This window comes from Solirubrobacter ginsenosidimutans, assembly GCF_027587205.1.
In genome coordinates this window covers 144833-169021 of sequence record NZ_JAPDOD010000015.1, presented here as the reverse complement: position 1 = coordinate 169021, position 24189 = coordinate 144833, and the positions used below count along the sequence as shown (strand labels likewise).

At 70.0% G+C, this 24189-nt stretch carries 27 protein-coding genes and 1 tRNA gene; 7 read left to right on the top strand and 21 right to left on the bottom strand.

Features of this window, described 5'->3' with window-relative positions:
- Positions 1-4 precede the first annotated feature (4 nt).
- Positions 5-1873, bottom strand: a complete 1869-nt coding sequence (locus OM076_RS17320) for a hypothetical protein (protein ID WP_270041283.1) — start codon at positions 1871-1873, stop codon at positions 5-7.
- 104 nt (positions 1874-1977) lie between these two features.
- Here OM076_RS17320 and OM076_RS17315 point away from each other — a divergent pair, with 104 nt between their 5' ends.
- Positions 1978-2337 carry a hypothetical protein gene (locus tag OM076_RS17315; RefSeq protein ID WP_270041282.1) on the top strand — a complete coding sequence of 120 codons (360 nt, stop codon included), beginning with the start codon at positions 1978-1980 and terminating at the stop codon, positions 2335-2337.
- Between the two features lie 168 nt (positions 2338-2505).
- Here the strand turns inward: OM076_RS17315 and OM076_RS17310 are convergent.
- From OM076_RS17310 to OM076_RS17295, 4 genes are all read right to left on the bottom strand, one after another.
- Positions 2506-2578 (bottom strand) — tRNA-Lys (locus OM076_RS17310).
- A gap of 28 nt (positions 2579-2606) precedes the next feature.
- Positions 2607-3320: a tetratricopeptide repeat protein gene (locus tag OM076_RS17305; RefSeq protein ID WP_270041281.1), complete on the bottom strand. Its 714-nt coding sequence runs from the start codon at positions 3318-3320 to the stop codon at positions 2607-2609.
- Between the two features lie 12 nt (positions 3321-3332).
- A complete protein-coding gene (gene tatC / locus OM076_RS17300; RefSeq protein ID WP_270041279.1) occupies positions 3333-4349 on the bottom strand; it encodes a twin-arginine translocase subunit TatC in 1017 nt (338 codons plus the stop codon).
- Positions 4350-4373: 24 nt separating this feature from the next.
- Positions 4374-4625: a Sec-independent protein translocase subunit TatA/TatB gene (locus OM076_RS17295; RefSeq protein ID WP_308214346.1), complete on the bottom strand. Its 252-nt coding sequence runs from the start codon at positions 4623-4625 to the stop codon at positions 4374-4376.
- 139 nt (positions 4626-4764) lie between these two features.
- Between OM076_RS17295 and OM076_RS17290 the strand changes: the two genes are divergently transcribed.
- Positions 4765-5202 carry a hypothetical protein gene (locus OM076_RS17290; protein WP_270041278.1) on the top strand — a complete coding sequence of 146 codons (438 nt, stop codon included), beginning with the start codon at positions 4765-4767 and terminating at the stop codon, positions 5200-5202.
- Here OM076_RS17290 and OM076_RS17285 read toward each other — a convergent pair.
- From OM076_RS17285 to OM076_RS17230, 12 genes are read right to left on the bottom strand one after another with little or no spacing between them, the layout of a single operon-like run.
- A complete protein-coding gene (locus OM076_RS17285) occupies positions 5199-6173 on the bottom strand; it encodes a polyprenyl synthetase family protein (protein ID WP_270041277.1) in 975 nt (324 codons plus the stop codon). The two genes, OM076_RS17290 and OM076_RS17285, sit on opposite strands and share 4 nt — an antisense overlap.
- Complete coding sequence (locus OM076_RS17280) at positions 6174-6854, bottom strand: ubiquinone/menaquinone biosynthesis methyltransferase (RefSeq protein WP_270041276.1); 681 nt, start codon at positions 6852-6854, stop codon at positions 6174-6176.
- A 5-nt stretch (positions 6855-6859) separates the two neighbouring features.
- Positions 6860-7579 (bottom strand): c-type cytochrome, encoded by a 720-nt coding sequence (locus OM076_RS17275; RefSeq protein WP_270041275.1) that lies wholly within the window; start codon positions 7577-7579, stop codon positions 6860-6862.
- Entirely contained in the window at positions 7579-8382 is an 804-nt protein-coding gene (locus tag OM076_RS17270) for a cytochrome b (protein ID WP_270041274.1), read from the bottom strand. The genes OM076_RS17275 and OM076_RS17270 overlap by 1 nt, the downstream gene beginning before the upstream one ends.
- A complete protein-coding gene (locus OM076_RS17265) occupies positions 8379-9068 on the bottom strand; it encodes a QcrA and Rieske domain-containing protein (RefSeq protein ID WP_270041273.1) in 690 nt (229 codons plus the stop codon). The genes OM076_RS17270 and OM076_RS17265 overlap by 4 nt, the downstream gene beginning before the upstream one ends.
- 57 nt (positions 9069-9125) lie before the next feature.
- Complete coding sequence (locus OM076_RS17260) at positions 9126-9578, bottom strand: hypothetical protein (RefSeq protein WP_270041272.1); 453 nt, start codon at positions 9576-9578, stop codon at positions 9126-9128.
- The gene (hemL, locus tag OM076_RS17255) at positions 9575-10864 is read right to left on the bottom strand and encodes a glutamate-1-semialdehyde 2,1-aminomutase (RefSeq protein ID WP_270041271.1); all 1290 of its coding nucleotides are present in this window, start codon (positions 10862-10864) and stop codon (positions 9575-9577) included. Before hemL ends, OM076_RS17260 begins: the two co-directional genes overlap by 4 nt.
- 1 nt (position 10865) lies before the next feature.
- The gene (gene ahbA, locus OM076_RS17250) at positions 10866-11945 is read right to left on the bottom strand and encodes a siroheme decarboxylase subunit alpha (protein WP_270041270.1); all 1080 of its coding nucleotides are present in this window, start codon (positions 11943-11945) and stop codon (positions 10866-10868) included.
- Complete coding sequence (gene hemB, locus OM076_RS17245) at positions 11930-12907, bottom strand: porphobilinogen synthase (RefSeq protein WP_270041269.1); 978 nt, start codon at positions 12905-12907, stop codon at positions 11930-11932. The genes ahbA and hemB overlap by 16 nt, the downstream gene beginning before the upstream one ends.
- An 11-nt stretch (positions 12908-12918) precedes the next feature.
- The gene (locus OM076_RS17240) at positions 12919-14229 is read right to left on the bottom strand and encodes an ABC transporter permease (RefSeq protein ID WP_270041268.1); all 1311 of its coding nucleotides are present in this window, start codon (positions 14227-14229) and stop codon (positions 12919-12921) included.
- Positions 14214-14840 (bottom strand): ABC transporter ATP-binding protein, encoded by a 627-nt coding sequence (locus OM076_RS17235; RefSeq protein ID WP_270041267.1) that lies wholly within the window; start codon positions 14838-14840, stop codon positions 14214-14216. Before OM076_RS17235 ends, OM076_RS17240 begins: the two co-directional genes overlap by 16 nt.
- Before the next feature lie 11 nt (positions 14841-14851).
- Positions 14852-16222, bottom strand: a complete 1371-nt coding sequence (locus tag OM076_RS17230; RefSeq protein ID WP_270041266.1) for an AI-2E family transporter — start codon at positions 16220-16222, stop codon at positions 14852-14854.
- On the opposite strand from OM076_RS17230, the gene OM076_RS17225 reads away from it, so the two are divergent.
- Together OM076_RS17225 and OM076_RS17220 are read left to right on the top strand one after the other, a co-directional pair.
- Positions 16203-16997: a TIGR00282 family metallophosphoesterase gene (locus OM076_RS17225; RefSeq protein WP_270041265.1), complete on the top strand. Its 795-nt coding sequence runs from the start codon at positions 16203-16205 to the stop codon at positions 16995-16997. The two genes, OM076_RS17230 and OM076_RS17225, sit on opposite strands and share 20 nt — an antisense overlap.
- Before the next feature lie 4 nt (positions 16998-17001).
- The gene (locus OM076_RS17220) at positions 17002-17832 is read left to right on the top strand and encodes an LLM class flavin-dependent oxidoreductase (protein WP_270041264.1); all 831 of its coding nucleotides are present in this window, start codon (positions 17002-17004) and stop codon (positions 17830-17832) included.
- A gap of 75 nt (positions 17833-17907) precedes the next feature.
- Here OM076_RS17220 and OM076_RS17215 read toward each other — a convergent pair whose 3' ends face one another.
- Both OM076_RS17215 and OM076_RS17210 read right to left on the bottom strand, forming a co-directional pair.
- Entirely contained in the window at positions 17908-19374 is a 1467-nt protein-coding gene (locus tag OM076_RS17215) for an alkaline phosphatase family protein (protein ID WP_270041263.1), read from the bottom strand.
- Positions 19371-19961, bottom strand: a complete 591-nt coding sequence (locus OM076_RS17210; protein ID WP_270041262.1) for a DUF4126 family protein — start codon at positions 19959-19961, stop codon at positions 19371-19373. The genes OM076_RS17215 and OM076_RS17210 overlap by 4 nt, the downstream gene beginning before the upstream one ends.
- Positions 19962-19986: 25 nt before the next feature.
- Here OM076_RS17210 and OM076_RS17205 point away from each other — a divergent pair, with 25 nt between their 5' ends.
- Together OM076_RS17205 and OM076_RS17200 are read left to right on the top strand one after the other, a co-directional pair.
- A complete protein-coding gene (locus OM076_RS17205) occupies positions 19987-21345 on the top strand; it encodes an aminotransferase-like domain-containing protein (protein WP_270041261.1) in 1359 nt (452 codons plus the stop codon).
- Complete coding sequence (locus OM076_RS17200; RefSeq protein WP_270041260.1) at positions 21342-22286, top strand: D-alanine--D-alanine ligase family protein; 945 nt, start codon at positions 21342-21344, stop codon at positions 22284-22286. Before OM076_RS17205 ends, OM076_RS17200 begins: the two co-directional genes overlap by 4 nt.
- 1 nt (position 22287) lies before the next feature.
- Here OM076_RS17200 and OM076_RS17195 read toward each other — a convergent pair whose 3' ends face one another.
- Both OM076_RS17195 and OM076_RS17190 read right to left on the bottom strand, forming a co-directional pair.
- Positions 22288-22770, bottom strand: coding sequence for a bifunctional nuclease family protein (locus OM076_RS17195; protein ID WP_169542186.1), 483 nt, complete (start codon positions 22768-22770; stop codon positions 22288-22290).
- 29 nt (positions 22771-22799) lie between these two features.
- Entirely contained in the window at positions 22800-23810 is a 1011-nt protein-coding gene (locus tag OM076_RS17190; protein WP_270041259.1) for a DNA adenine methylase, read from the bottom strand.
- An 18-nt stretch (positions 23811-23828) separates the two neighbouring features.
- Here OM076_RS17190 and OM076_RS17185 point away from each other — a divergent pair, with 18 nt between their 5' ends.
- Entirely contained in the window at positions 23829-24188 is a 360-nt protein-coding gene (locus OM076_RS17185) for a cupin domain-containing protein (RefSeq protein WP_270041258.1), read from the top strand.
- Position 24189 lies beyond the last annotated feature (1 nt).

The following is a 24189-nucleotide window of genomic DNA, read 5'->3' as shown; positions in this document are numbered from 1 at the left end:
GACGCTATTTGCACGCGGTGTACCGTCGCCGTTCTGTCAGGCCCTTGCCTTTGGTCAGCGTGATGGTCACGGTGACGGTGAAGGTTCCTTGCGGCAGCTTGCGCAGATGCAGCGGCTTCTTGAGCTGCTTGCCCTTGAGGGTCGCGACCTTCTTGGCGTTGACCTTGACCGTGACGGTCTTGACGACGTAGCCCTTCGGCGGCTTCTTGAGCTTGACGGTCAGCTTGTGGCCGCGGACGCAGGTGGACGCGGCGGGGAGGGTGGTGAAGTCGGCGATGGCGGACGGCGCGGCGGGTGTGGGGGGCGGCGGGGACGGTTGCGCCGTCGGGGTGGGCGTCGGGGTCGCGGACGGGAGCGGGAGCGGGTCTGGCGTCGCGGTTGCGGTCGGTGTCGGGCTGGCCGTCGCGGTCGCTGACGCCGTCGGCGTGGCGGTCGCAGTCGCGCTTGCCGTCGCGGTCGGCGTGGCACTGGCAGTGGCGGTCGCGGTGGGCGTCGGCGTCGCGGCGCACGTCGCGCCGGCCGGCTTCGTCGCGACGACCTCCGTCCGCTGGTTGCTACCGCCGTGCACGCCCCAGCCGACGTAGAACGCCGACCCGCCGCCCACGGCGAAGGCGTCCCGGAACTGGTTCACGGGCGTCGCCTGCGGCGAGAGGAGCGTCAGATCGGGCCATGCGCCGGTCAGGCTCGGCGCGATCGACATCCTGACGTCGTTGACGTCGGTCGTCGCCGGGCGGTACAGGAGCGTCGCGGCGAGCAGGATCTCGCCCGCGTCGTTCGTGGCCACGCTGGCGTTCGCGAAGGCCGACGGGAGGTCGAAGACCTTCTGCGGCGTCTCCCAACCCGCGGCGCTCAGGCGCGAGACGACGATGTCGTCGGTGAAGTTGCTCGAGGTCGGGCGACGGGTCCACACCGCGACGGCACCCTGCGGATGGCGCACGAGCCCCTGCAGGATGCGGCTATCGAACGACGGGTTCGGCGGGTTCGCCCCGTCGTCGTCGAGGACCTGGTCGGTCGGGCCCCATCCAGTGCTGGAGCGGACATTCACGCGGATCGTGTCGTTGAGCTCGCGGAAGTTCGCCAGCGCGACCGCCTTCCCAGTCCCGTCGAACTCCACCATCAGGCTCTTGAGCGTGTCCTGATAGGCGTTGCGAAGGACCTCCTGCACGCCGCCCCAGGTCCCGCCGGCCGGGCGATAGCGGGAGAACACCCACCCAGGCGTCGACCCCTTGTACGCGACGACCGCGTCGCCGGTCGCGCTCATCGCGACGTCGGAGGTGAGGTTCGTGGCCGCGATCGACTCGGGAGCGCCCCACGCCCCACCCGCAGGCCGAATCGACGCCCACGTCCCGGACGGCGACGAGTCCACCCACGTCGCGATCGCGTCGCCGGTGTCGCTGACGGCGAGCTGCACGAAACTGACATTGAGGTCGGAGACGATCAGCTGCGGCTCCCCCCAGTCGCCGCCAGGCGGCCTCACCGACGAGTAGTGCCGGACGGTGCCGCCACCCGCGACCCGCCACGTCGCCAGCGCCGTCCCGTCGCGTGAGACCAGCAACCTGCCCGGCGTGATCCCACCGGCCACGTCGGTCAGCACCGTGCGCTGCCACGTCACCGGACCCGACCCGCAGCGCTCGAGCACGGCGAGCTGATCGTCGGAGCTCACGGTCTTGCGATAGATCGTCGCGAGCAGCATGTTCCCCGCGCCGTCGGCGCCGGCGAACGGCACCCCCTCGGTGAAGTTCGTCGCCGGCCGCCAGGTCGGATCGGCGATCTCCGGCGCGCCGAACGGATCGGCGCTCAGCGCCACCGCCGCCGTCGGTACTGCACCGCCCGCGATCACTCCCAGCACAGCGAACACTCGGCGCAGTCTCATCTGCGACCCATCCTCTTCGGGCGCCGCAGCACCCGTCAAGCCCGCCCGGCTACCCATTCGTGCAGCCCCGCGTAATGCCAAGCCCCCTGAGCAGTTAGACGAGCATGATCCTCTTCCAAGTTCGCAACCCGATCGCTCGCGTCTTCCTGATCCTCGTCCCGCTGATCATCTTCGCGGTCATGTACTTCACCGTGATCAAGCCGAGCTCCGACACCGCCAACGATGCAGTCCGCACCACCACCCAGGCCGTCACCCAGCAGCTCGACCAGGCCAAGGCCGACACCGCCGCCGCCACCAAGCAGGCCACCGACGCGACCTCCCCCGCCACGCAGAAGACCGCCGACGACGCCTCGGCCGGCGTGCAGAAGTCCGTCGACGACGCCTCCAAGCTCACCGACTGCGTCGCCAAGGCCGGCGCCGACACCGGCGCCCTCGCCGACTGCCAGGCCAACTTCGGCGGCTGACCCCGCCCGCGCGCACCGCCACCGACGACCAGTGGTCACAAAAGCCCCTATAGCGGGCTTTTGTGACCACCCGCCGAGGCGGTCTGTCGCGTTCTTGGGCTCGTCGAGGCCCCCGGGGGTACCCGACCCCTTAACCAACGAAACCGCGCCGTAGCGCGGTTTCGGAAGTGCCCCCGGAAGGAATCGAACCTTCAACCTTCGGATTAAGAGTCCGCTGCTCTGCCAATTGAGCTACAAGGGCTGGGCCGCACAGGATAGCGGCGGAGGTGTTAGCCGCCGATGGTCGGCGTGGCGCTCGGGGCGGCCTGTTGGAGCTGTTGGGTCAGCGCCTGGGTCTTGGCCGAGTCCAACTGGGTCTTGAGGTCCTTCTTGTCAGCCGCGGGGGCGAGCTCGACGGCCTTGGTGGAGGCGAGGTCGCCCTTGCGGGTCTGGCCGGCCTGGTAGGCGAAGATGGCGAGGTTGGAGAACGTCTGCTGGGTCGGGTCGACCTCGGTGACGACTTCCTGGGCGGTGACGGCCTTGTCGGCGTTGCCGACGGTCAGGTAGGCGTTGGCCATCTGGCGGGCGAGGCTCTCGTCCGGCTTGGGCGGGTTCAGCGCGAGGTACTTGTCCCAGGCGGTGCCTGCCGCGGCGAGCTGGCGGTTGCCGGAGGCCGTGTAGGCGCCGGTGGCCGGGTCCAGGTTGTCGCCGACGTTGGCGAGGCGGAGGCGGGCCTGAGCGAGAGCCGCCCAGGCGACGGGGTCGCTCGGGGCGGCCTTGGCCTTGGCGTCGGCGGTCGTGACCTGCGCGGAGAGGCGGTCGACGACTGCGGTGTCACCGCCGCCGGAGTTGCCGTTGCCGGTGATAGCGTCGACGATGCCGCCGGACAGGCCGCTCGATCCGATGCTGAAGCCTACGAAGCCCACGAACATGAGCAGCGCGAGGCCGAGGTAGACAACCTTGACGGTGCGGCGCCGAGCGCCGCTTCTCAGATCGAACAGCATGGAAGTTGCGGACTAGTCCTGATCGCGGGTGACGTGCACTGGCTCGGAGGATGACAACGAGTCCTCAAGATCAACCAAATCCTCATCGTCGGCGTGGGCCCTCGCGGCACGCCGATCCAGCAGCCAGGACAACAGGATAGAGCCCTCGAACAAAACGTACATAGGGGCCATCAACATCGTCATCGTCACCGGATCCTGACCGGGCAGCAGCATCGCGAGGACGGCGATGGCCAGGATCGCGTAGCGGCGGTTGTGCGCCAGTTGGCTGGTGGAGACGATTCCGACCCGCGTGATCGCCACGATGCCAATGGGGATCTGGAAAAGCAGCCCCATCGCGATCAGGAGCATCAGCACGAACTTGTAGTAGGGCTGCGCTTGGATCAGGACGTCGAACGCGTCCGTGTTGAAGTTCTGTAGGAACCGGATCGCGCTCGGCACGACCGTGAAGTAGCCGAAGACGACTCCACCTATGAACAGGAACGGGATCCCCAACATGGCGGGGAGCGCGATCTGTTTCTCCCGCGGGGAGAACGCCGGCAGGACGAACGCGTAGAGCTGGAAGAGGATCAGCGGCAGCGAGATCAGCAGGCCCGCGGACGCGGAGACCTTCAGCGTCTGCATGAAGGGCTCGGAGACCCCGAGCGTGACGGGCTTGCGGGCGGTGAGCTTCGGCGCCGACGCGGCGACCCGATCGCCCTCGTTCGCCAGCGCCAGGAGATCGCGTTTGAGCTGCGCATCCTCGACCGCGGCCGCGGTCCGCCGGTTCACTTCGGCAGACTGCTTCAGGTAGATCGCCATGCGCTGGTCGAAGCGCGTGCCGTTGGTGAGCGGGTCGTTGCGGCCGGGCTTGACCGTCGTGGTCAGCGGCTTGTTGAGGATGTCGAGGATCCGCTGGTTCTCGACCATGCAGAACACGGTCGCGGCAACGAAGGCGACGAGGCAGACGACGATCCGGACCCGGAGCTCGGTGAGGTGCTCGACGAGGCTTAGACGGTCATCGTGCGCAACGGTGCGGAGCGCGGATGCCATAGGTGCGACAGGTGGAAGGAAGCGCTAGCGCGGCTGGCGCTCGCGGACGGCGTCGCCCTCGAGCGGCGCCTGCTCGCCCTCGGGACGCCCGAGCGCGGCTTCGACATCAGCGCGAGCGTCCGTCCGCGACGCGCGCACGTCGTCATCGTCCTTGTCCTTGCCCGTGATCGACTCTTTGAACTCGCGCATCCCGGTACCCAGCTGCTTACCGAGGCCAGGAAGCCGCTTGGGGCCGAAGATGATGAGGACGATCACCAGGACAATGGCGATCTCCAAGGGTCCGATGTTAGGCATCGCGCTCTTCCCGAACGTGGTTGGACGGCGTTACTACCAGTTCCTGTGGACGAGGGTAGCGGCATGGAACATGGGAATTTGGGTCAAGTTCGTCACGGGGAGGCCGATCTAGGTGGCTGTCATGAGCCAGCCCACCAACTCCAACGGTCAGTACGTCCGCCGCGTGACCCTTCCCTCGGGCCGCTCGATCGAGGTTGTCTACTTCGAGCCGCTCGCCGCCGAGGCCGCTGGCGCCGCCGCTGCGGCCGCCGCCAGCACCCCCCAGGTCGAGGATCTCCACGTCTGCCCCGAGTGCGATCGCGACCTCGTGTACCCGGTCGACTGGGAAGAGGCCTCCGTGACGCACTGGGAGGTCGAGCTGCGCTGCCCGAACTGCGAGTGGAACGAAGTCGGTACTTTCGACCAGGCCACGGTCGACCGGTTCGACGAGCGGCTGGACGCGGGCACCGAGGCGTTGGTCAAGGACCTGCGCCGGCTCGTGCAGGCGAACATGGAGGCCGAAGCCGAGCGCTTCGCGGCCGCCCTGGACGCCAACGCCATCCTGCCTGAAGACTTCTAGGAGTAGCGGTCGACCACGGAGTCGGCCACCAGCTCCAGCGCCGCCTGCTGGGAGGGCTCCGGCAGGCACGGCAGATCCGCCTTCGCGTCGGCGACCATCGCCAGCGCCTCCTCTCGGGCCGCACCCAGCGCGCCCGTCGCGGCGATCGCGTCGCACACGCCCTCGGCCTGCTCCGGGGTCCGCACCGCGCGCAGGTCGAGCCGCTCCAGCTCCGGGTCGCGCTCGCGCGCGAGGATCAGGGGAAGCGTGACGGTGCCGTCCAGCAGGTCGGTGCCACGGTGCTTGCCCGTCCGCTCGGCCGGACCGGACACATCCAGGACGTCGTCGAGGATCTGGAACGCGAGCCCGATCCGCTCGCCGAACTCGCCCAGCAGCGCGACCTTCCCGCCGCCCGCCAATGCGCCCAGCTCGCACGCGGCGCGAAACAGCCGCGCGGTCTTCAGATCGCAGCGGCGCAGATAGCGCTCACGCGTCGTCTGCAGCTTCCACGCGTCTTCGCGCTGCAGCAACTCGCCCTGGACCAGCGCGGACGACGCGTCAGAGAGCACACGCACCGGGTCGACCGTCCCGCCGCCCGCCAGCTCGGCGAACGCGCGCGAGAACAGCAGATCGCCGGTCGCGGTCGCGATCGAGCGGCCGGCGGACGCCACCACGGTGGGCCGCCCGCGACGCAGCACCGCGGCGTCGAGCACGTCGTCGTGCACCAGCGTCGCGGAATGCACGAGCTCGACCGCCACCGCCGCGCGCAGCGCCGCGTCGCGCCCCGCCGGGTCCGGCCCGGCGGCGACGAAGACCAGCAGCGGCCGCAGCCGCTTCCCGCCGGCGGCGATCGTCGCGCCCGCGTGCTCCCCCAAGGTCGGCCCGTGCGACTGGGCGATCGTCGCGAGGCGCTCCTCGAGGTCGCGCATCAGCCCAGGGACGTGCGCGCCCCCCGCCTCGACGACCGCGGCGACCGCCTCGGCGCTCGCCACTTATGAAACCGTCCCGTGGTGGATCGCGATGATCCCGCCCGCGGTGAGGATCCAGCCGACGTCGGTGCAACCCGCGGCGACCAGCTCGCCCGCCAGCGCGGAGGGCGCCGGGAACCGCTTGACGGAGTTCGGCAGGTAGGTGTACGCCTCATCGAAGCGCCCGAGCAACGGCACCAGGCGATCGAACCACAAAGAGAAGAACGTGGATAGGGGCGGTTTCTGCGGGGTCGTGATCTCGAGGATCACCACACGCCCGCCCGGCTTGACCACCCGCACCATCTCCGACAGGCCGAGCGGCAGGTCGCTGAAGTTGCGGGCGCCGAAGCCCACTGTCGCCGCGTCGAAGGCATCGTCCGGGTACGGGAGCGCCTGCGCGTCGGCCTGCTCCCACGTCAATGCCGGCGCCTTCGCGCGCGCCCGCTCGAGCATTCCCTCCGAGAAATCCGACCCGACGACGTCCCCGCCGCGGGAGGCGAGCTCGATCGCGAGGTCGCCGGTGCCGGTCGCGACGTCGAGCGAGCGAGTCCCCGGCCCCACGCGGGCCAGGTCGACGGCGCGGGTGCGCCACTGGTGGTGCAGCCCCGCCGTCATGACCGTGTTCATGACGTCATAGACGCCGGCGATACGGTCGAACATCGCCCGCACCGAATCGGCGGGCAGCGTGCCGGTCCCGGCCGCCATGGCCGCTAGCCGGCTTCGGTCCCGCCCTTGAGTGACGAGAGGAAGTCGACCAGCGCTGACTTCTTGTCCTCGGGCAGGTTGCGGAAGGAGGGCATCGGGGCGGTCGGGTTCTCGAGCGTCCGGCGGATCGCGCCCTTCTCCAGCTTGTCCCCGATGTCGGTCAGGTGCGGCCCGGGGCCACCGTTGCCGTTCTCGCCGATCATGTGGCAGGCCAGGCAACCGGACTGGGCGGCGACGAGCTTGCCCTTCTCGAGGTTGGCCGGCACGACCATGTCGATCGAGTTCGGCGAGCCCGCGACGGCGCCCATGTAGGTCAGGTAGGCCATCGCCGCGATCACGAGGATGCCGGAGGCGGTCGCGATCGGCCGGCGCTCAGGACGCCGCTCGGGGCCGCGATCGATGAACGGCAGCAGGAACAGCATGATCATGCAGATCGTCGGCACGCCGATGGTCGCGAACGGGACCAGTTCCGGCGGCTTGATGACGCGCAGGACCTCGAAGAGGAAGAAGAAGTACCACTCGGGGCGCGGCACGTAGGTCGTCGTCGTCGGGTCCGCCTTCGGCCCCAGCTCGGCGCCGAGGACGATCGACATCGTGATGATGATGGCCATCACGAAGACCATCATCACGCTGTCCTTGGCGACGGCGTAAGGGAAGAACGGCTTGCCCTTGGACTTCAGGATCGCGTACTCGCGGAGGTATTCCTCCTTCTCGCGCTGATTCATTAGACGCGCTCCTCCCGGAGCTTCTCGTCCGTCTCAGCGCGCAGCCACGGCGGCGCGGTGGTGCCGAGCTTGGCGACCAGGTAGAGGTGCGCGCCGATCAGCGCGGCGATCAACCCGGGCACGAGCATCATGTGGATCGCGTAGAACCTCGACAAGGTCGTCGCCCCGAAGTCGGCGCCTCCTCTCAGGAAGTCCGACAGGAAGGGACCGACGAGCGGGCCGGTGCCGTTGATGTTCGAGGCCACGATCGTCGCCCAGTAGGACCGCTGATCGAACGGCAGCAGGTAGCCCGTCAGCGACATCACGAACGTCAGGATCACGAGCACCACGCCGATGATCCAGTTCAGCTCGCGCGGGTACTTGTAGGCGCCGAAGAAGAACGTTCGCGCCATGTGCAGGAAGATCAGGATCACCATCACCGACGAGCCCCACTTGTGCATGCCGCGCACGAACTCGCCGAGGAACACGTCGTTGGTGATGTGCCGCGCGGACTCGTAGGCCTGAGTCGGCGACGGCGTGTAGTACATCGCCAGGAAGATCCCGGTCAGCGCCTGGGAGACGAACGCGAACATCGTCGCCGAGCCAAGCGTGTAGAACCAGTTGGTCCCCTTCGGCACCTTGCGGAAGAACAGCCAGCGGATGCCGCCCGAGAGCGACGTGCGCTCGTCGACCCAGCCCGCCACATGGATGCCGGCTTCCTTGGCCTGCTCGAGCGGCTTGGCCGGCTCGGCCTCGCCCGGGCGCGAGGGCGCGTCCTGGAAGCTCTTCGGGATGGGGGGCTTGGGAAGCGTCGGCAGTCTCATGGGTTCTTCGGGGTCGAGAAGCGGCCGGGGTACAGGTACTGGCCGATGCCGTCGAGCGGCTGGCCCGGATCGCGGTAGCTCGGGAAGCGCTTGAACTGGGAGTTGACCGAGTAGCGGGGGCCGACTTCCACGTTGCCGTTGCGCATCCGCGTGTAGAAGTGATCGAGCGGGCGGACCGGCGGACCGCCGGAGACCTGGCCCAGGAAGCCGTAGACGCCGCCGTGGCACGGGCAGATGAAGCGCTGCGCGGCCGACGTCCAGCGCACCGGGCACCCGAGGTGCATGCAGCGGCTGGAGATGGCGATCACCGGCGCGTCGGTCGACGGCGGAGCCGGGTTGCCCTCGACGTCGTCGATGTCCGGGTTGCGGGCGCGCATGTAGACGGTGGTCTTCCCGACCTCGCCGATGCCCTGGGTGGTGGTGATCACCCGCGGCACGTAGTCGTCGTCCGGGAAGTCCGTCGGCTTGCCCACGGGCGTCCAGATGACGGGGGCGCGCTCGAAGATCGGGGAGCCCGCGGCGAAGCCGATGGCGGGCAGCAGCACCGCGGCCGTGGCAACGGCCCCAGCGGTGTGCGTCGTCGCGACCATGAAGCGGCGACGGGTGATCGTCTCACCCTCGAACGCACCTGGGATGTTGCGATCGGCGGTGAACTTGGATTGCGGCTGCTTGCGGTTCTCAGGCAAGGGGCCGGAATGCTATCGCTCGGCCGACTTGGGGCGGCGTGTGGACGTGCCAGGCGTTCACGACCCGGCGCCTCGCCACCGCCGTTTGGCGGCCTGGTGGTCAGCAGCAGGACCGCCCGCGACAGCCGCCGCGCCCGCGTCCCATACAGCATCCGCGCGGGCGGGGTCGCCTTCCGCGTGGGCCTGCGCGCAGAGGGCGATGACATCGGCGAGCTCGGCCACCGCGTCGAGGTCCCCGATCGCGGCCAGACGCTCGAGACCGAGGGCGTACAACCGGTCGCCGGCGAGCAGCGCGAGGTCCGGATCCTCGGGCTGGACGACCCGCCCGGAGGCGTAGTGCTGGAGGTAGCCCTCGCGGATCGCCTCGACGAGCAGCGGGTAGCCCTCGCCGCGCGCCGCGACGGCGTCGCCGTGCGGTTGCGGCTCGCGCCCGTCCTCGCGCACGGTCAGGGCCAGCAGGCCGCCCTCCTCGCGCAGCTCGTCGGCGAGCCGGTGCAAGGCGTCGGTCACGAGGCTGCCTCCGCGAACGCCGCCGCGGCCGCCTCGACCGTGCGCGTGATGTGCTCGCTGGAGTGCGCGAGCGACGGGAACCACGCCTCGAACTGCGACGCCGGCGGGTACACCCCGCGCGCCAGCAGCGCTCGGCACCACGTGCCGTAGGCCTCGCTGTCGCAGGCGACGGCGCCTGCGTAGTCCGTCGGGGCCTCCGCCGCGAAGAAGACGGTCACGAGGCCCGTGGTGGAGGTCACGGAGACCGGACGATCGCCGGCCGCCTCGCGCAGGCCGTCGGCCAGCGCGCGGGTCGTGTCGCTCAGCGTCATATAGGCCTGCTCGTCCAGCAGCGCGAGCGTGGCGCGCCCCGCGGCCACCGCGAGCGGGTTCCCGCTCAACGTCCCCGCCTGGTAGACGTCGCCGGCGGGCGCGATCCGTTCCATCAGCGCGGCGGAGCCGCCGAACGCCGCGGCCGGAAGCCCGCCCCCGAGGATCTTGCCCATCACCGTCAGGTCGGGCAGCACACCCGTGAGTTCCTGGGCTCCGCCCGGCGCGACGCGGAAGCCCGTGATGACCTCGTCGAAGATCAACAGCGAGTCGTAGCCGGTGCAGAGGTCGCGCAAGAGCTCCAGGAAGCCGGGCGCCGGCGGGATCAGGCCCATGTTGGCCGGATACGGCTCGACGAGGACGGCCGCGAGCTCGTGCTCGGCGAAGGCTCGCCTGACGGCCTCAGGGTCGTTCCAGGGCACGACGACGGTGTCCGCGGCGGCCGAGGCGGGAACGCCGGGAGACGACGGGATGCCCTGCGTGGCGAGGCCGGAGCCGGCCTGCGCGAGCAGGCCGTCCACGTGACCGTGGTAGGCGCCGGCGAACTTCAGCAGCTTGTCGTGGCCGGTGGCGGCGCGGGCGAGCCGGATCGCGCTCATCGACGCCTCGGTGCCCGACGACGTCATCCGCAGCATGTCGACCGAGGGCATGCGGGCGGTGATCGCCTCGGCGAGCTCCACCTCACCCGCCGTCGGCGCGCCGTAGGACGTGCCCAGCGCCGCGGCCCCAATGACCGCCTCGACGATCGCCGGGTGCGCGTGGCCGTGGATCAGCGGGCCCCAGGAGCAGACGTAGTCCACATAGACGTTGCCGTCGACGTCGGTCAGCTCGGCGCCTGAGGCGCGTTCGACGAAGATCGGGTCGCGCCCGATGGCGCGCATGGCCCGCACCGGCGAGTTGACCCCGCCCGGCAGGACGTGCAGCGCCCGCCGGTAGAGCTCGGCCGACCGGGTGTCCGATAGCGATGAGGTGCTCACCTCAGGCCCCGTGCTCGGCTTCCCACTGCTTGAAGTCGTCGGTGAAATAGAGCATCCGGATCTTCTTGAACTCGGTGCTCGAGTAGAGCGTCGCGCGCTCCTGGATGCCGCAGGAGTCGGCGATCGCGTCCAGCACCGCGTCGCACTCCTCCTTGGAGCGCCCGTGGGCCATCGTGAACACCGAGTACGGCCAATCCGCGTAGGTGGGGCGCTGGTAGCAGTGCGAGATCCCGCGGAAGGCGGCCATCTGCCGGCCCAGGTCGAGGATCTGGTCGTCCGGGACGGCCCAGACACCCATGCCGTTGGCGGAGAAGCCCGCGCGGCGGTGATAGAGGATCGCGGCGACGCGGCGCAGGCCGCCGCGCTCCTGCAGGGAGGCGAGGCGAGCGAGGACCTCGCTCACGGGCACGCCGAGCTTCTCGGCGGCCGGCGTGTAGGCGTCGGAGCGCACTTCCATCTTGCCCTGCGTGGCCTTGATGGTCTCGATGTCCTCGGTGGACAGCTCGATCGGGTCGAGCTCCAGCGGCTCGACGGCCTCGCCGGCCGTCTTGAGCGCGTCGGTGCCGGCCTCCATCTCGAGGTCCATGCGGATCTTGAACAGCTTCAGCGTCGGCAGCTGGCGGATCGACTCGGCGCCGGTCCTGGCCGCCATCACGTCGAGCGTGCCGTCCAGGCCGAGCTTGGAGTCCGGCTCAACGGCCAGCGTGAACCACAGGTTGAACTCGTGATTGCGCAGGTAGTTGTGCGTGACGCCGGGGTGCGAGTTGATGAACTGCGCCGCGCGATGCGGGTTGGCGGCGTCGACCTTCGCCGCGACCAGCATCGACGAGTAGCCGAGCGCGCGGGTGTCGAAGATCGGCGTGACCTCGCGGATGATCCGCTTGTCGAGCAGGTACTGGACCCGCTCCATCACCTCGTCCTCGCTCAAGTCGGCGAGGCCCGCGACGTGCGCGAAGGGCTTCTCGCACAGGGCGAAGGAGCCCTGCATGAGGTTCAGGAGCTTCTTGTCGGTCTCGTCGAGCGGGACGGCCGAGCCGTCGCGCCGGGAACGGACCTTGGCGCGAGCTATTGGCTGAGCCACGTTGCGACGTCCTTCGCGTGGTAGGTGATGATGATGTCGGCGCCGGCGCGGCGGATGCCGGTCAGCGCCTCGAGTACGGCGGCGCGCTCGTCGAGGAAGCCTCGCTCGGCCGCCGCCTTGAGCATCGAGTACTCGCCGCTGACGTTGTACGCGGCGACGGGCAGGCCCGTCTCGTCCTTGATGCGCCGGATGACGTCCAGGTACGGCAGGGCCGGCTTGACGATCAGGATGTCGGCGCCTTCCTCGACGTCGAGCTTGGCCTCGCGGATCGCTTCGAGCGCGTTGGCCGGATCCATCTGGTAGCCCTTGCGGTCGCCTGACTGCGGCGCGCTGTCGGCCGCGACGCGGAACGGGCCGTAGAAGGCGCTCGCGTACTTCGCCGAGTAGGCGATCAGCGGCGTCTCGGAGAGCCCGTGGTCGTCCAGCGCGGCGCGCAGCGCGCCCACGCGGCCGTCCATCATGTCGCTGGGCGCGACCGCGTCCGCCCCCGCTTCCGCCTGCGAGACCGCGGTGCGGGCGAGCAGCTCGACGGTCTGGTCGTTGTCGACGACGCCGTCGGGGCGCAGGACGCCGCAGTGGCCGTGCGACGTGTACTCGCACAGGCAGAGATCGGTGATGACGAGCAGATCCGGGTGCGCGGCCTTGATCGCGCGGGTGGCGAGCTGGATCACGCCCTCGTCGTCCCAGGCGCCGGAGCCCTCTTCGTCCTTGGAGGCCGGAAGGCCGAACAGCAGCACCGCCGGGATGCCGAGCGCGTGAGCGATCCCGGCTTCTTCGACCGCCCCGTCGATCGAGACGTGGTCGATCCCCGGCATCTCGGCGATCGGCGTCCGTTTGGGGCCGGACGCCACGACGAACATCGGGTAGACGAGGTGAGACACGCTCAGCTCGGTCTCGCGCACGAGGCCGCGGAGCACGCCGGTCGAACGCAGACGACGCAGGCGGGTGGCGGGAAAGGCCATTCGAGGCAATCCTAGAACCGGCGGAGCGCCACGCGCGCGAGCCCGGCGTATGCGCACGCCAGCGCGAGCAGATGCACGAGCGCGAGGCCTTGGCCGTCCAGCGCCCGCAGCGTCGGTTTGAACGGAAATGCACCGGAAACTACGTTGAGGGTGTCGTAGAGGCCGGAATTGACCGCGCCGCTCGGGATCAGGGCGAGGAACGCGAGCGGCAGCGCGAGCAGGATCGCCAGCAGCGACGCGACCCGCACCTCCCGCGCCAGCGCGCCCAACGCGGTGCCGAGCGCCGCGAACGCGAACGCGCCGGCGGCCAGCGCGAGCGGCTTGATCTCCAGCCCGACGAAGATCCGGATCACCGCGAGCTGGATCAGCGTGACGACGAACGCCGCCGCGGCCGCGAGCACGATCTTCTCGGTCAGCAGCGAGGTCCGCGAGACGAGCCCGCGCACGAGCCGCGCGAAGACGCCCTCCTCGCGCTCCATCGCCAGCAGGCCGGCGGCCAGCAGCAGCGTCACGAGCATCAGCGAGAGCGTCGCCGCGACCGACACCGCGAACTGGTCCAGCGGCGTCTTTGAGCCCTTGACGACCGTCTGCTTGATCGTCACCGGCTGACCGATCGACGACAGGATCGGCTTGCTCAGGTCGAGGTTGTCGGCGGCGAGGCGGGCGAAGCGGCTGACCTGCTCCAAGGGCGCCCGCTGCGGCGAGTCGCTCGGCAGGCCCTTCAGCGACGTGTCGATCAGCGTGCGAGCGTTGCGCAGCCCGAGGATCTCCACCTCGCCGACCAGCGGGAACGAGAGCTTCCCGCCCTTGACCACCAGGTCGAGGTACTTGGCCGACTGCGCGAGCACCGCATCCGAGAGCGCGGCGTCGGCGTCGGCGAGGCGAGCGCGGATCGTCGACTCGACGTAGCGGCGCTTGACCGGGTCCTCGGCGTTGTAGAAGACCTCGACGGTGGGCGCGCCACCGCCCCCGAGCGACAGCATCCCCTGCAGCTTCTGGATCGCGTCGGCGGGGATCACCAGCGCGGCCAGGGCCTCGCCGCTGCGCACCTTCTCGATGGCCGCTTCACGGCTGTCGACGCGGATCGGGTCGACCGCCTCGAAGAAGCGCGACGTGTAGGTCGTGGCGTCCAGCGTCTGCCCGCCGAGGTTGAACGTCGCGTCGCCGGCGAGGTTGGCGAACGCGACCCGCGGCTTCTCCGGCCCGCCGGTGAGCGCCGCGCCGATCAGGATCGCGACCACGACCGGGTACAGGATCAGCAGGCCCACCAGCAGCGGCGAGCGGCGCAGGATCCGGAGATCCTTGATCAGGAGCCAGCGCACAGGGCGAGAAAAGCGGTCTCGAGGTCGCGGTCGCCGGAGAGCTCGTCCGGGGTGCCGATGAAGAGCAGCTCGCCGTCGGCCAGAACCAGCACGCGGTCGGCGTGGCGATCGGCCTCGCCCACGTCGTGGGTGGTGTAGAGGACCGTGGCCTCGAGCGTGGCGATGAACGCCCACAGGCGCTCTCTTTGCGCCGGATCGAGCGAGGCCGAGGGCTCGTCGAGCAGGACCAGCGGCGGGTCGCCGAGCAGCCCGACGGCGATGTTCAGCCGCTGCCGGTTGCCCCCGGAAAGCTTGCCGGTCTCCTCGTCGCCCTGCAGCTCGGTCAGCTCGAGCATCCGGGCGACGGTGACCGGCGAGGCCTTCTCCAGCCGCGCGAACAGCTGCAGGTTCTCGCGCACGGTCAACTTGCCGTAGACCGCCGCGCGCTGCGGCACCCAGCCCGCGTCGGGCAGGTCCACGGTGCCCTCGTCCGGCGCGAGGCTTCCCGCGAGGATCTGCAGCAGCGTCGTCTTCCCGGCGCCGTTGGGGCCGATGATCGCCACGCGCTCGCCGGCTTCCAACGCGAACGAGACGTCGCGCAGCGCCGCCTTCGCCCCGAAGCGCTTGCCCACCCCGCTGACGTTCATCCGGGCGCGGCCGCGGCCGCCGAGGCCGCCGCGTCGCGATCGCCGAGCTCCGTCCCGCAGGCGGGACACTCCTGTGCGTCCGCGGCGACGGGCACACCGCACTCGGGACAGCGGGACTCCGTCGCCTGCGGCGGCGGCTTGGCCGTCGGCAGGTCCCAGCGCTCGAAGTGGGTGTGGCGGCGCAGGTACACGATCGTCTCGCGCAGGATCGCAGCGATCGGCAGCGCGATGAACGCACCCACGAATCCCGCCAGCTGCCCGCCCATGAGCAGCGCGAAGATGACCAGGATCGGGTTGATCCGCAGCGCCTGCCCGAACACGTTGGGCGCGACCACGTGCCCTTCGAGCTGCTGCAGGACCGTGAACGCGATGATCAGCCACACCGCATCGATCGGGTTGTCGCTGAGCGCGGCGATGATCACGGGCGGCAGCCCGCCAACCGCCGGTCCGACGTACGGGATCAGCTCCGCGAAGCCGTACCACGCGCCGAAGGCGACCGCGTACGTCTTGCCCTCGGGGAAGATGCCGAGCGAGCCGAGCAGGAACAGCATCAGCCCGGCGCTGGTGCCCATGATCAGGCTGAACAGCACCTGCCCGCGCACGTAGCCGAACAGCGCGGCCTGGATCCGGGTCGGGAAGTCGTCGTCCGGCGTCCCGTCCCCGGGCGGGACGAGGCCGCGCGCGACCGCACCGATGCGCTCGCCGTAGATCAGCATGTAGACCGACAGGACGAGGATCAGGATCACCGCGAGGCTCGCCTCGACGAGGATCTGGACCGCGTCGCGGGTGAAGCTGACGACGTCGCCGGCGCCGCCGGTGATGCGCTCGCCGATCGTCTGCAGCGCGGTCTCGCCCTCCTGCTTGACCTGGAGGTTGATGCCCTTGCGGTCCAGCCAGTCCTGCAGGTTGGCGAGCTCGGTGTTGGCGTCGTCGACGTAGCCGGGGACGTCGCGCTGGAAGCTGGAGACCTGGTCGGAGATCGGGTTGGCCAGCAGGAACCCGATGCCGGTGAGCAGCGCGAGGACGCTCACCATGACGACCGCGACGGCGGCTCCGCGAGGGAACCGGGCCTTCTGCAGCAGCGCCACGAACGGGTTCAGCAGCAGGGCGATGAGCCCGGCGATGATGAACAGCAGCAGGATGTGGCCCGCCGCGTGCAGGAAGAGGTAGGCGCCGGCGATCGCCACCGGCAGCAGCGCCATCTGGACCCAGCGCGGGACGAGAACGGGCGCGATCCGGGCGGGCGGAGCGGGAGCGGGCGTGCGCAGCGGCGGGGAGTCCGGACCCTCCTCGCCGACCTCGTCCAGCGGGTTCGCAGCCTCCTCCTCCGTATGCCGCGCCATCTCCTTGTCAGTATGCCCGTCCATCACTTCGATCCTCTTCATCGGCGACGTGGTCGGGCGCGCCGGCCGCCGCGTCCTGCGCGAGCTGCTGCCGGGCCTGCGCGAGGAGTTCGCCCTGGACTTCGTCGTCGTCAACGGGGAGAACGCCGCCGGCGGGCTCGGGATCACGCCTAAAGAGGCGGACGAGTTCCTCAAGCTGGGCGTGGACGCGATCACGCTCGGCAACCACACCTACCGCCACCGCGACGTCTGGCCGTACCTGGAGGAGGAGCGGCGGATCATCCGCCCGTACAACTTCCTCAAGACCCAGCCGGGCCGCGGGACGACGATCGTCGAGCGTGACGGGGTGACGCTCGGCGTCGTCAACCTGAGCGGGATGGTCCACCTGCAGGCGGCCGCGCCGCCGCTGGTGGCGATCGACGAGGCGCTGCGCGAGGTCTCCCGCTGCGACCACGTGCTGGTCGACATGCACGCCGAGGTGACCAGCGAGAAGGTCGCGCTCGGCTGGTACCTCGACGGCAAGGTGACCGCGGTCGTCGGTACCCACACCCACGTCCCGACCGCCGACTTCCGCGTGCTCCCGGGCGGCACCGCCTACATCACCGACGTCGGCATGACCGGCGCCCGCGGCGGCGTGATCGGGATGAAGAAGGAGCAGTCGATCGCGGTCATGCGCACCCACATGCCGATGCGCTACGAGCCGTCGGAGATCGATCCGTGGATCAACGCGGTCGTGATCCGGGCCTCGTCACCGCGCCGCGCCGACTCGATCGCCCAGGTGCTGCGACCCGTAGCCTGACGGCATGGACGTCGGCATCGGACTGCCCTCGACGATCCGCGGCGCCACGGGCGCGCAGATCGTCGACTGGGCCCGGCGGGCTGAGGCCCGCGACTTCTCCAGCCTCGGGACGATCGACCGGATCGTCTACGCGAACTACGAGCCGCTGATCGCGCTGGCCGCCGCCGCGGCGGTGACGGAGCGGATCAAGCTCGCCACCACGATCTTGATCGCGCCGCTGCGGGTCAGCGGCGCGATGCTGGCCAAGCAGGCGGCGTCGGTCGACGCGCTGTCCGGCGGACGGCTCGTCCTCGGCGTCGCCGTGGGTGGGCGCGAGGACGACTACGAGGCCGCCGGTGCCGAGTTCGGCGGCCGCGGCAAGGCCTTCGACCACATGCTCGAACAGTGGGACGAGATCTGGAGCGGCGACTCGATCGGGCCGGCGGGACGGCCGACCGTGATCCTCGGCGGCAGCTCCGGCGCGGCGTTCCGGCGCGCGGCGGCGCACGACGGCTGGATCATGGGCGGCGGCTCGCCCGACCAGTTCCGTGAAGGGCTGGCCAAGCTGCAGACGGCGTGGCAGGCCGCGGGCCGCGACGGCAAGCCGCAGACGATGGCGCTCTCGTACTTCGCGCTCGGCGACAACGCCAAAGCGGCGGCCGACGGCTACCTGAACGACTACTACGGCTTCCTGGGCGAGATGTCGCAGATGGTCGCCGACGGCGCCGCCAAGGACGCCGACACCGTCCGCGCGTACGTCCAGGGCTTCGCGGACGCCGGCTGCGACGAGCTGGTCTTCTTCCCCTGCGACCCGGACCCGGGCCAGGTCGACCTGCTGGCCGACGCGCTGGGTTAGTTCACGCCGAAGTGGGCGAAGCTCGCCCAGAGGGCTCGCTTCGCTTGGACATTCGCCCAGGGGGCGAAGTCCAGGCTACGCGAGGCCGAAATGGTCCGTGATCATCGGGACGATGTCACGGAGCGCCCACTGCTCCCTCGCCGTCTTCTCCGGGCCGGTGCCGGTCCAGATCAGCACGGCGTTGGAGTCGTTGGCGTGCAGGGAGCCGTGCGAACCGCCGCCCACGTGGTGCGCGCCGCCCCAGTCCAGGAACTCGTAGCCGGGGCGAGCTGAGGCGAGCACCTCTCCCGCGGACGGGCAGCGCAGCGCCGACCAGACGCGGCTCATCGCGTCCGGGTAGGTGGCCGAGCGGATCTGGTCGTCCTCGATCTTCAGGCCGAGCAGGTCGAGGTCGCCCTCGACGCTCCAGTGGTCGCCGCGAGCGTCGACGAGGTCGCCGCGCGGGGCGAAGCGCACCTCCTTGACGCCGCGGGCGCGCTCGCCGCGGACGACCGCCTCGCCGTCCGGGTGATCGCCCATCCGCATCACCAGGTCCACGCCCTCCAGGGCGAGAAGCGTCCGCTCCACGCGCGGGATCAACGACCGCCGCTTGGAGCGATCGAGCACGTAGACCTGCGCGGCACGCGAGTTCGGGCAGACCGCGATCTCGTCGTCCTCGCGCGAGCGCTGGGCGGCGCGCACGCCGAAGCCGTCGAAGGCCTTGAACAGATCGATCTCACCCTCGACCTTGGACTGCGAGTGATCGCTGCAGACGATCACCGCGTGGTCCTCGAGGAACTTGTCGGGCCCGCCGGCCGCCTCCATCACCCGCGCGATCTGGCGGTCGGCGGCGGCGATCGAGTCCACCTGGGCGAACGGGCCGTACTTGTGCGAATGCGTGTCGTTGTCGGGCAGCGACAGCAGCAGGAAGTCGAATAGGTCGTGCTCGACCATGTACTCCGACACGCAGCCCGAATGCTGGTCGCGCACGCCCGGGAGGCCGAGCTGCGAGCGGCACGAGGTCTTGCGCGAGGCGAACATGTCCGCGTAGAAGAGCTCCTTCGGGCCCATCGTGGGCAGGCCGAAGGCCGTGTGGGCCAGGCGCGAGAGGGCGGTGTCGACCGACGGCTCGTGCCGGTAGCGGCCGCGGTACATCAGGTAGGTCGTCCCGGCGGTGCGGATGTCGGCGTCGTCGAGCTTCTCGAACACGGTCTCGACGTTCTTCGAGAGGTGCTCGAGGTTCATGTTGTAGATCGTGTCGGTGAGCGACTGGCGGATGCCGAAGGCGCGTGACGCCCCGAAGCTCGTCCCGTACTCGATGTAGCGCTCCTCGCCGCGGTGCCACCAGTTCATCGCGGGGATCTCGTGCTCGGCGGGACCGGTGCCGGTGGCGATCGACGCCGCGCAGACGGGCGTGACCGATGGGAACGCCGCCACGCATTCGTCGACGTAGTGCCCGCGCTCCATCAGCAGCGCCAGCGTCGGCGCACGGCCCGTCGCGACCGCCCGCTCGAGCATCGCGGGCTTCATCGCGTCGATGACCGCGAGGACGAGCTTCTTCATCGGAGGATGCGCAGCCCGGCGTACTTCTCGCCCTCGCGGCGGCGGCCGCCGATGAGCAGCCAGGCGAGCGCCGCGACGAACAGGATCGCGAGCGGCGGAAGCAGGACCGAAAGGCCGGCGCCGAGCAGCGCCATCCCTTCGGCGTAGAGCGGCAGCGCCTTGGCCGTCTCGGCGTCCAGGCGGGCGCTGACGCGGCCGAACAGCGACCTGGCCGACAGGAAGCCGAGCGAGGCGGCTGCCACGCCTATGGGTATCCCTGGCCACCAGGTGTCGCTGCCGTCCGCGATCGAGGCCGACGCCAGCAACGCGCCGAGCACGAGCGAGCACGCGAGCAGCAGCGCCGTCACCGGCCCGGGGACGCTCGTGTCCGCGCCACGGCGCCGGTCGATGATGTTGAAGACCGCCACCAAGATCACGATGACAAGCAGGAACGGCGTCTTCTCCAGGAAAGAGAAGTCCGTCCCATCGAAGTCGATACCGAGGTCGCCGGCGGCGAGCGCTCCGACGAGGAGCGTAGGCAGGAAGGGTCGGATCCCGATCGCCGCGGCGATTCCGAGACCCTGAAGAAGGTCGAGGAGATAGTCCATTGCGCGCTAGCGTTCGTTCCGCCGCATGACGATAGACGACACCCCCGGGAAGGGGACCACCCCCTCCAGCGCCCACGAGATCGAGCGCTACGGCGGCCTGTTCGCGCGCCGCACGCGCGGGATGACCTCGTCGGCGATGCGCGACATGATGGCCGTGACCGCCCGGCCAGAGGTCATCTCGCTGGCCACCGGCCTGCCGGATACGACCACGTTCCCGGCAGAGGACTTCGCGATGCTGATGTCGCGGGTCGCGGTCGACTCCAGCGCCGCCGCCCTTCAGTACGGGCCGACGGACGGCCTTGAAGACGTGCGCAAGTGCATCGTGCAGGTGATGGCGGCCGAGGGGACGATCGTCGAGACCGACGACGTCATGGTCACCACCGGCGGCCAGCAGGTGATCGACCTCGTCTGCCGCGCCTTCCTCGATCCCGGCGACGTCGTCGTGGCCGAGGCGCCCACCTATCCCGGCGCCGTTCCCTGCTTCAACTCCTACGAAGCTGACGTCGTCCAGATCGAGATGGACGAGCACGGCATGCGGATCGACCTGCTCGAGGAGACGCTCGAGCGGCTGCGTCTCGAAGGCCGGCGCCCGAAGTTCATCTACACGATCCCCAACTTCCAGAACCCCGGCGGCGTGACGATGCCGCTGGACCGGCGCAAGGAGCTCGTGCGGATCGCCAACGAGCGCGAGCTCGTGATCCTCGAGGACAACCCCTACGGGCTCCTGCGCTACGAGGGCGAGGCGCTGCCGACGCTGTACTCGCTCGATGGCGGGCGCTACGTGATCTACGCGGGCACGTTCTCGAAGATCCTCTCGGCCGGGCTGCGGATCGGCTGGGCGGCCGCTCCGGCGCCGATCCTCGAGCGCCTGAACCTCGGCAAGCAGGCCGCGGACCTGTGCTCCTCGCCGCTGAATCAGTACTTCGTGGTCGAGTACTTCAAGCAGCGCGACTGGCGGCGCTACCTGGACGAGCTGCGCGGGATCTACCGGCGCCGGCGCGACGTCATGGTCGCGGCGCTGGAGGAGTTCCTGCCGCACGAGACGACGTGGACGGTCCCGCAGGGCGGGCTCTTCGTCTGGGCCAAGCTGCCGGACTACATCGACACGACGGACCTGCTGGCGCGGGCGCTGCGCGAGCACGTGGCGTTCGTCCCCGGGCGGGCGGCATACCTGGACGGGCGCGGCGGATCGGAGATGCGGTTGAACTTCAGCGGCGTGGGCGACGATGACATCCGCGAGGGCATCCGGCGGATCGGCAAGATCGTCTCCGAGCAGGTCGCGCTCTACGGCACGCTCACGGGCGCCAAGCCGGCGCCGCGCAAGGCCGCGGAGCCCGCTGTGGAGGGCCAGGTCGTCCCGCTGCGCCGCCGGGAGGCCTCGTGAAGGTCGCCGTCCTCAAGGGCGGAGCGTCGATGGAGCGCACCGTCTCGCTGCGCTCCGGCGCGCGGGTGGAGGATGCGCTGGCGCGGCTCGGCCACGACGTGCTGCCGATCGACGTCGGCCCCGACCTCGTCGACCGGCTGACCGCGGAGCGCCCCGACGTGGCGTTCGTGGCGCTGCACGGCCGCGGCGGCGAGGACGGCACGGTGCAGGAGCTGCTCGAGCTCGTCGGGATCCCGTACACCGCCTCGCGCCCCGGGGCCTGTATCCGCTGCATGGACAAGGTCGTCGCCAAGCACGCCCTGCGCGACGCGGGCATCCCGACGCCGGACTTCTACGCGTTCAATCAGACCGCGTTCGAGGATCTGGGCGCCGCCCGGGCGCTGCCGGCGATCGAGGAGCGGCTCGAGTTCCCGATCGTGGTCAAGCCCGCCGGGCAGGGGTCCGCGCTGGGGATCAAGTTCGCCCGCACCGCGGCGGACGTCCCGAACGCCCTGGTGGCCGCCTTCTCGTATGACACGAAAGTGATCCTCGAGCGCTTCGTCGACGGCCGCGACCTCGCGGTCTCCGTGCTGGATTCGGCGGACGGGCCCGAGGCGCTGCCGGTGGTCGAGGCGATCCCGGACACCGACGACTTCTACGACTTCGAGGCGCGCTACGTGATCGGCGCCACGCGGTTCGTCTGCCCCGCCGACCTGCCGCCGGAGGTCACGCTGCGCGCCCAGGAGCTCGCGCTGGCGACCTGGAAGGTGCTCGGCTGCTCCGGGTTCGCCCGCGTGGACCTGATGCTCGCCGGCGACGAGCTGACGGTGCTGGAGGCCAACGCGATCCCCGGCCTGACGGACACGTCGCTGCTCCCGCTGGCCGCCGAGGCGGCCGGGATCGGCTTCGACGACTTCGTGGCGCGCGTGCTCGACCTCGCGGTGGCGCGCGCCCCGGCCTGAGCTACGTGTCGCCCCCAGCAAAGTCTTCTGGGGTCACGCGGTCCAAGAACTCCTTGAACTTGTCGACGACCTCTTCGGTGTCTTCGACCTCGTGCTCGAACTCGATCGCCGACTCGGCGATCACGTCCTCGGCGGCGAAGATCGGCGCTCCGGAACGCACGGCCAGGGCCAGCGCGTCGGACGGGCGTGAGTCGATCTCGACCTCGCGTCCGTTCACTGACAACGTGATCGACGCATAGAACGTGTTCTCGCGCAGCTCGGTCACCGAGACCCGCGTGCACGCGACCTCGAGCTCACCGAGCATGTCGAACAGGAGGTCATGCGTCATCGGACGCGGAGTCGACGCCCCCTGCAGTTTCATCAGGATGGCCGCCGCCTCTGGATGTCCGATCCAGATCGGCAGGAACTTGTTCGTGTCGACGGCCTTGAGCAGCACGATCGGCTGCTTGCCGACCATGTCAAAGCTGACGCCGTAAATCACCATCTCCTGCACCAGCCGGAGTATAGGCGTGCCTACATTCCGACGAACACGTACTCGGTCGCAAGTCGCCTCGCGGCCGTGCCGTGCGTGCCGAAGGCGTATCGGTGTGGAATCTCGATGCGACGGACATTCCGGCGGTGGCGCGAGAGCAGCGCCTGGAGCTCCGCGGCGTCGAGATCCGCGTTGGAGCCGTACGAGACGACGAGCGCCTGCGGGGCGCTGAAGTGATCGAACAGCCGGTCGAGCGCGTCCCGGACCGTCCGCTTGGAGCCGAACGGCGTGTGTCGCTTCACCAACTTCCGGGTGCGCGTCTCCCACATGATCTCCTGCCCGCGCCAGTACGTCGCCAGCCCTTCGAGAAAGTGGTAGCGCTTGACATAACACGTGTCGTCGCGGGGCGGCGCGTACGGCGGGTCGAGGTACGCGATCGCGGCTTGGCCCGGGTCGCAGGCGAAGACGTCTCCGCACGTGGCCGAGGCCAGACCGGGCATGACAGCGGCGTTGCAGCGGGTCACCGCCTCCTTGAACAGATCCTCCAGCGGCATGTGCAGCTGCCGGCGGCCGTCGTCGTAGCGCGGCGTGGTGACGGTGAAGACGCCGCGCGGCTGCTTCCACGCCGCCGCCAGGCACAGCGCACTGAGCGCCAGCGCGCGCTTGGCGCCTTGCAACTCGTCGACGTGCGACCAGGCGGCGTCGAGGAACGCGTGGTCGACGTCCGGGAAGTAGAGGCCGGTGAAGGTCGCGGCGATGAAATCCCGGCCGTCGAGGCTCGGAGAGCACAGCTTCTCGACGTCCTCGGCGGTGAGCGTCTCGTCCTCGTTGGCGACCAGTGCCTCGGCCAGCGTCGTCGTGAAGGTCAGGTGGTCGTTGGCGTGGGTCTCGCGCCCGCCCGCCTTGAGCGTGTACGCCACGACGCCGCTCCCCGAGAACGCGTCGATCGCCGGACCGGGCGGCAGCGTGGCGAAGATCTCCGCGAGCCGCGGGGCCAGGCGATGCTTTGAGCCCATAAACCGGATCCGGGGGTAGGCCGCGAGCGCATCCACGTCCGGGATCATCTCTGTATGGACGACAGAATCAACCTCGCCGAGAAGTTCGCCCTGCTCGGGAGCGAATACCAGCCCGCGATCGTCGGCTACATGAACGACTACAAGCTCGTCGTGGTCAAGACGAAGGGCGAGTTCGTCTGGCACAAGCACGACGAGACCGACGAGCTCTTCCTCGTCGTCGCCGGCCGCCTCGTGATCCAGTTCCGCGACCGCGACGTCGTGCTCGAGCCAGGCGAGCTCTTCGTCGTGCCGCGCGGGGTCGAGCACTGCCCGAAGGCCGACGTCGAGACGCATGTGCTGCTGATCGAGCCGCGCGAGACGCTCAACACCGGCGACGCGGGCGGCGATAGGACGGTGGCGCCGATCGAGATCTAGG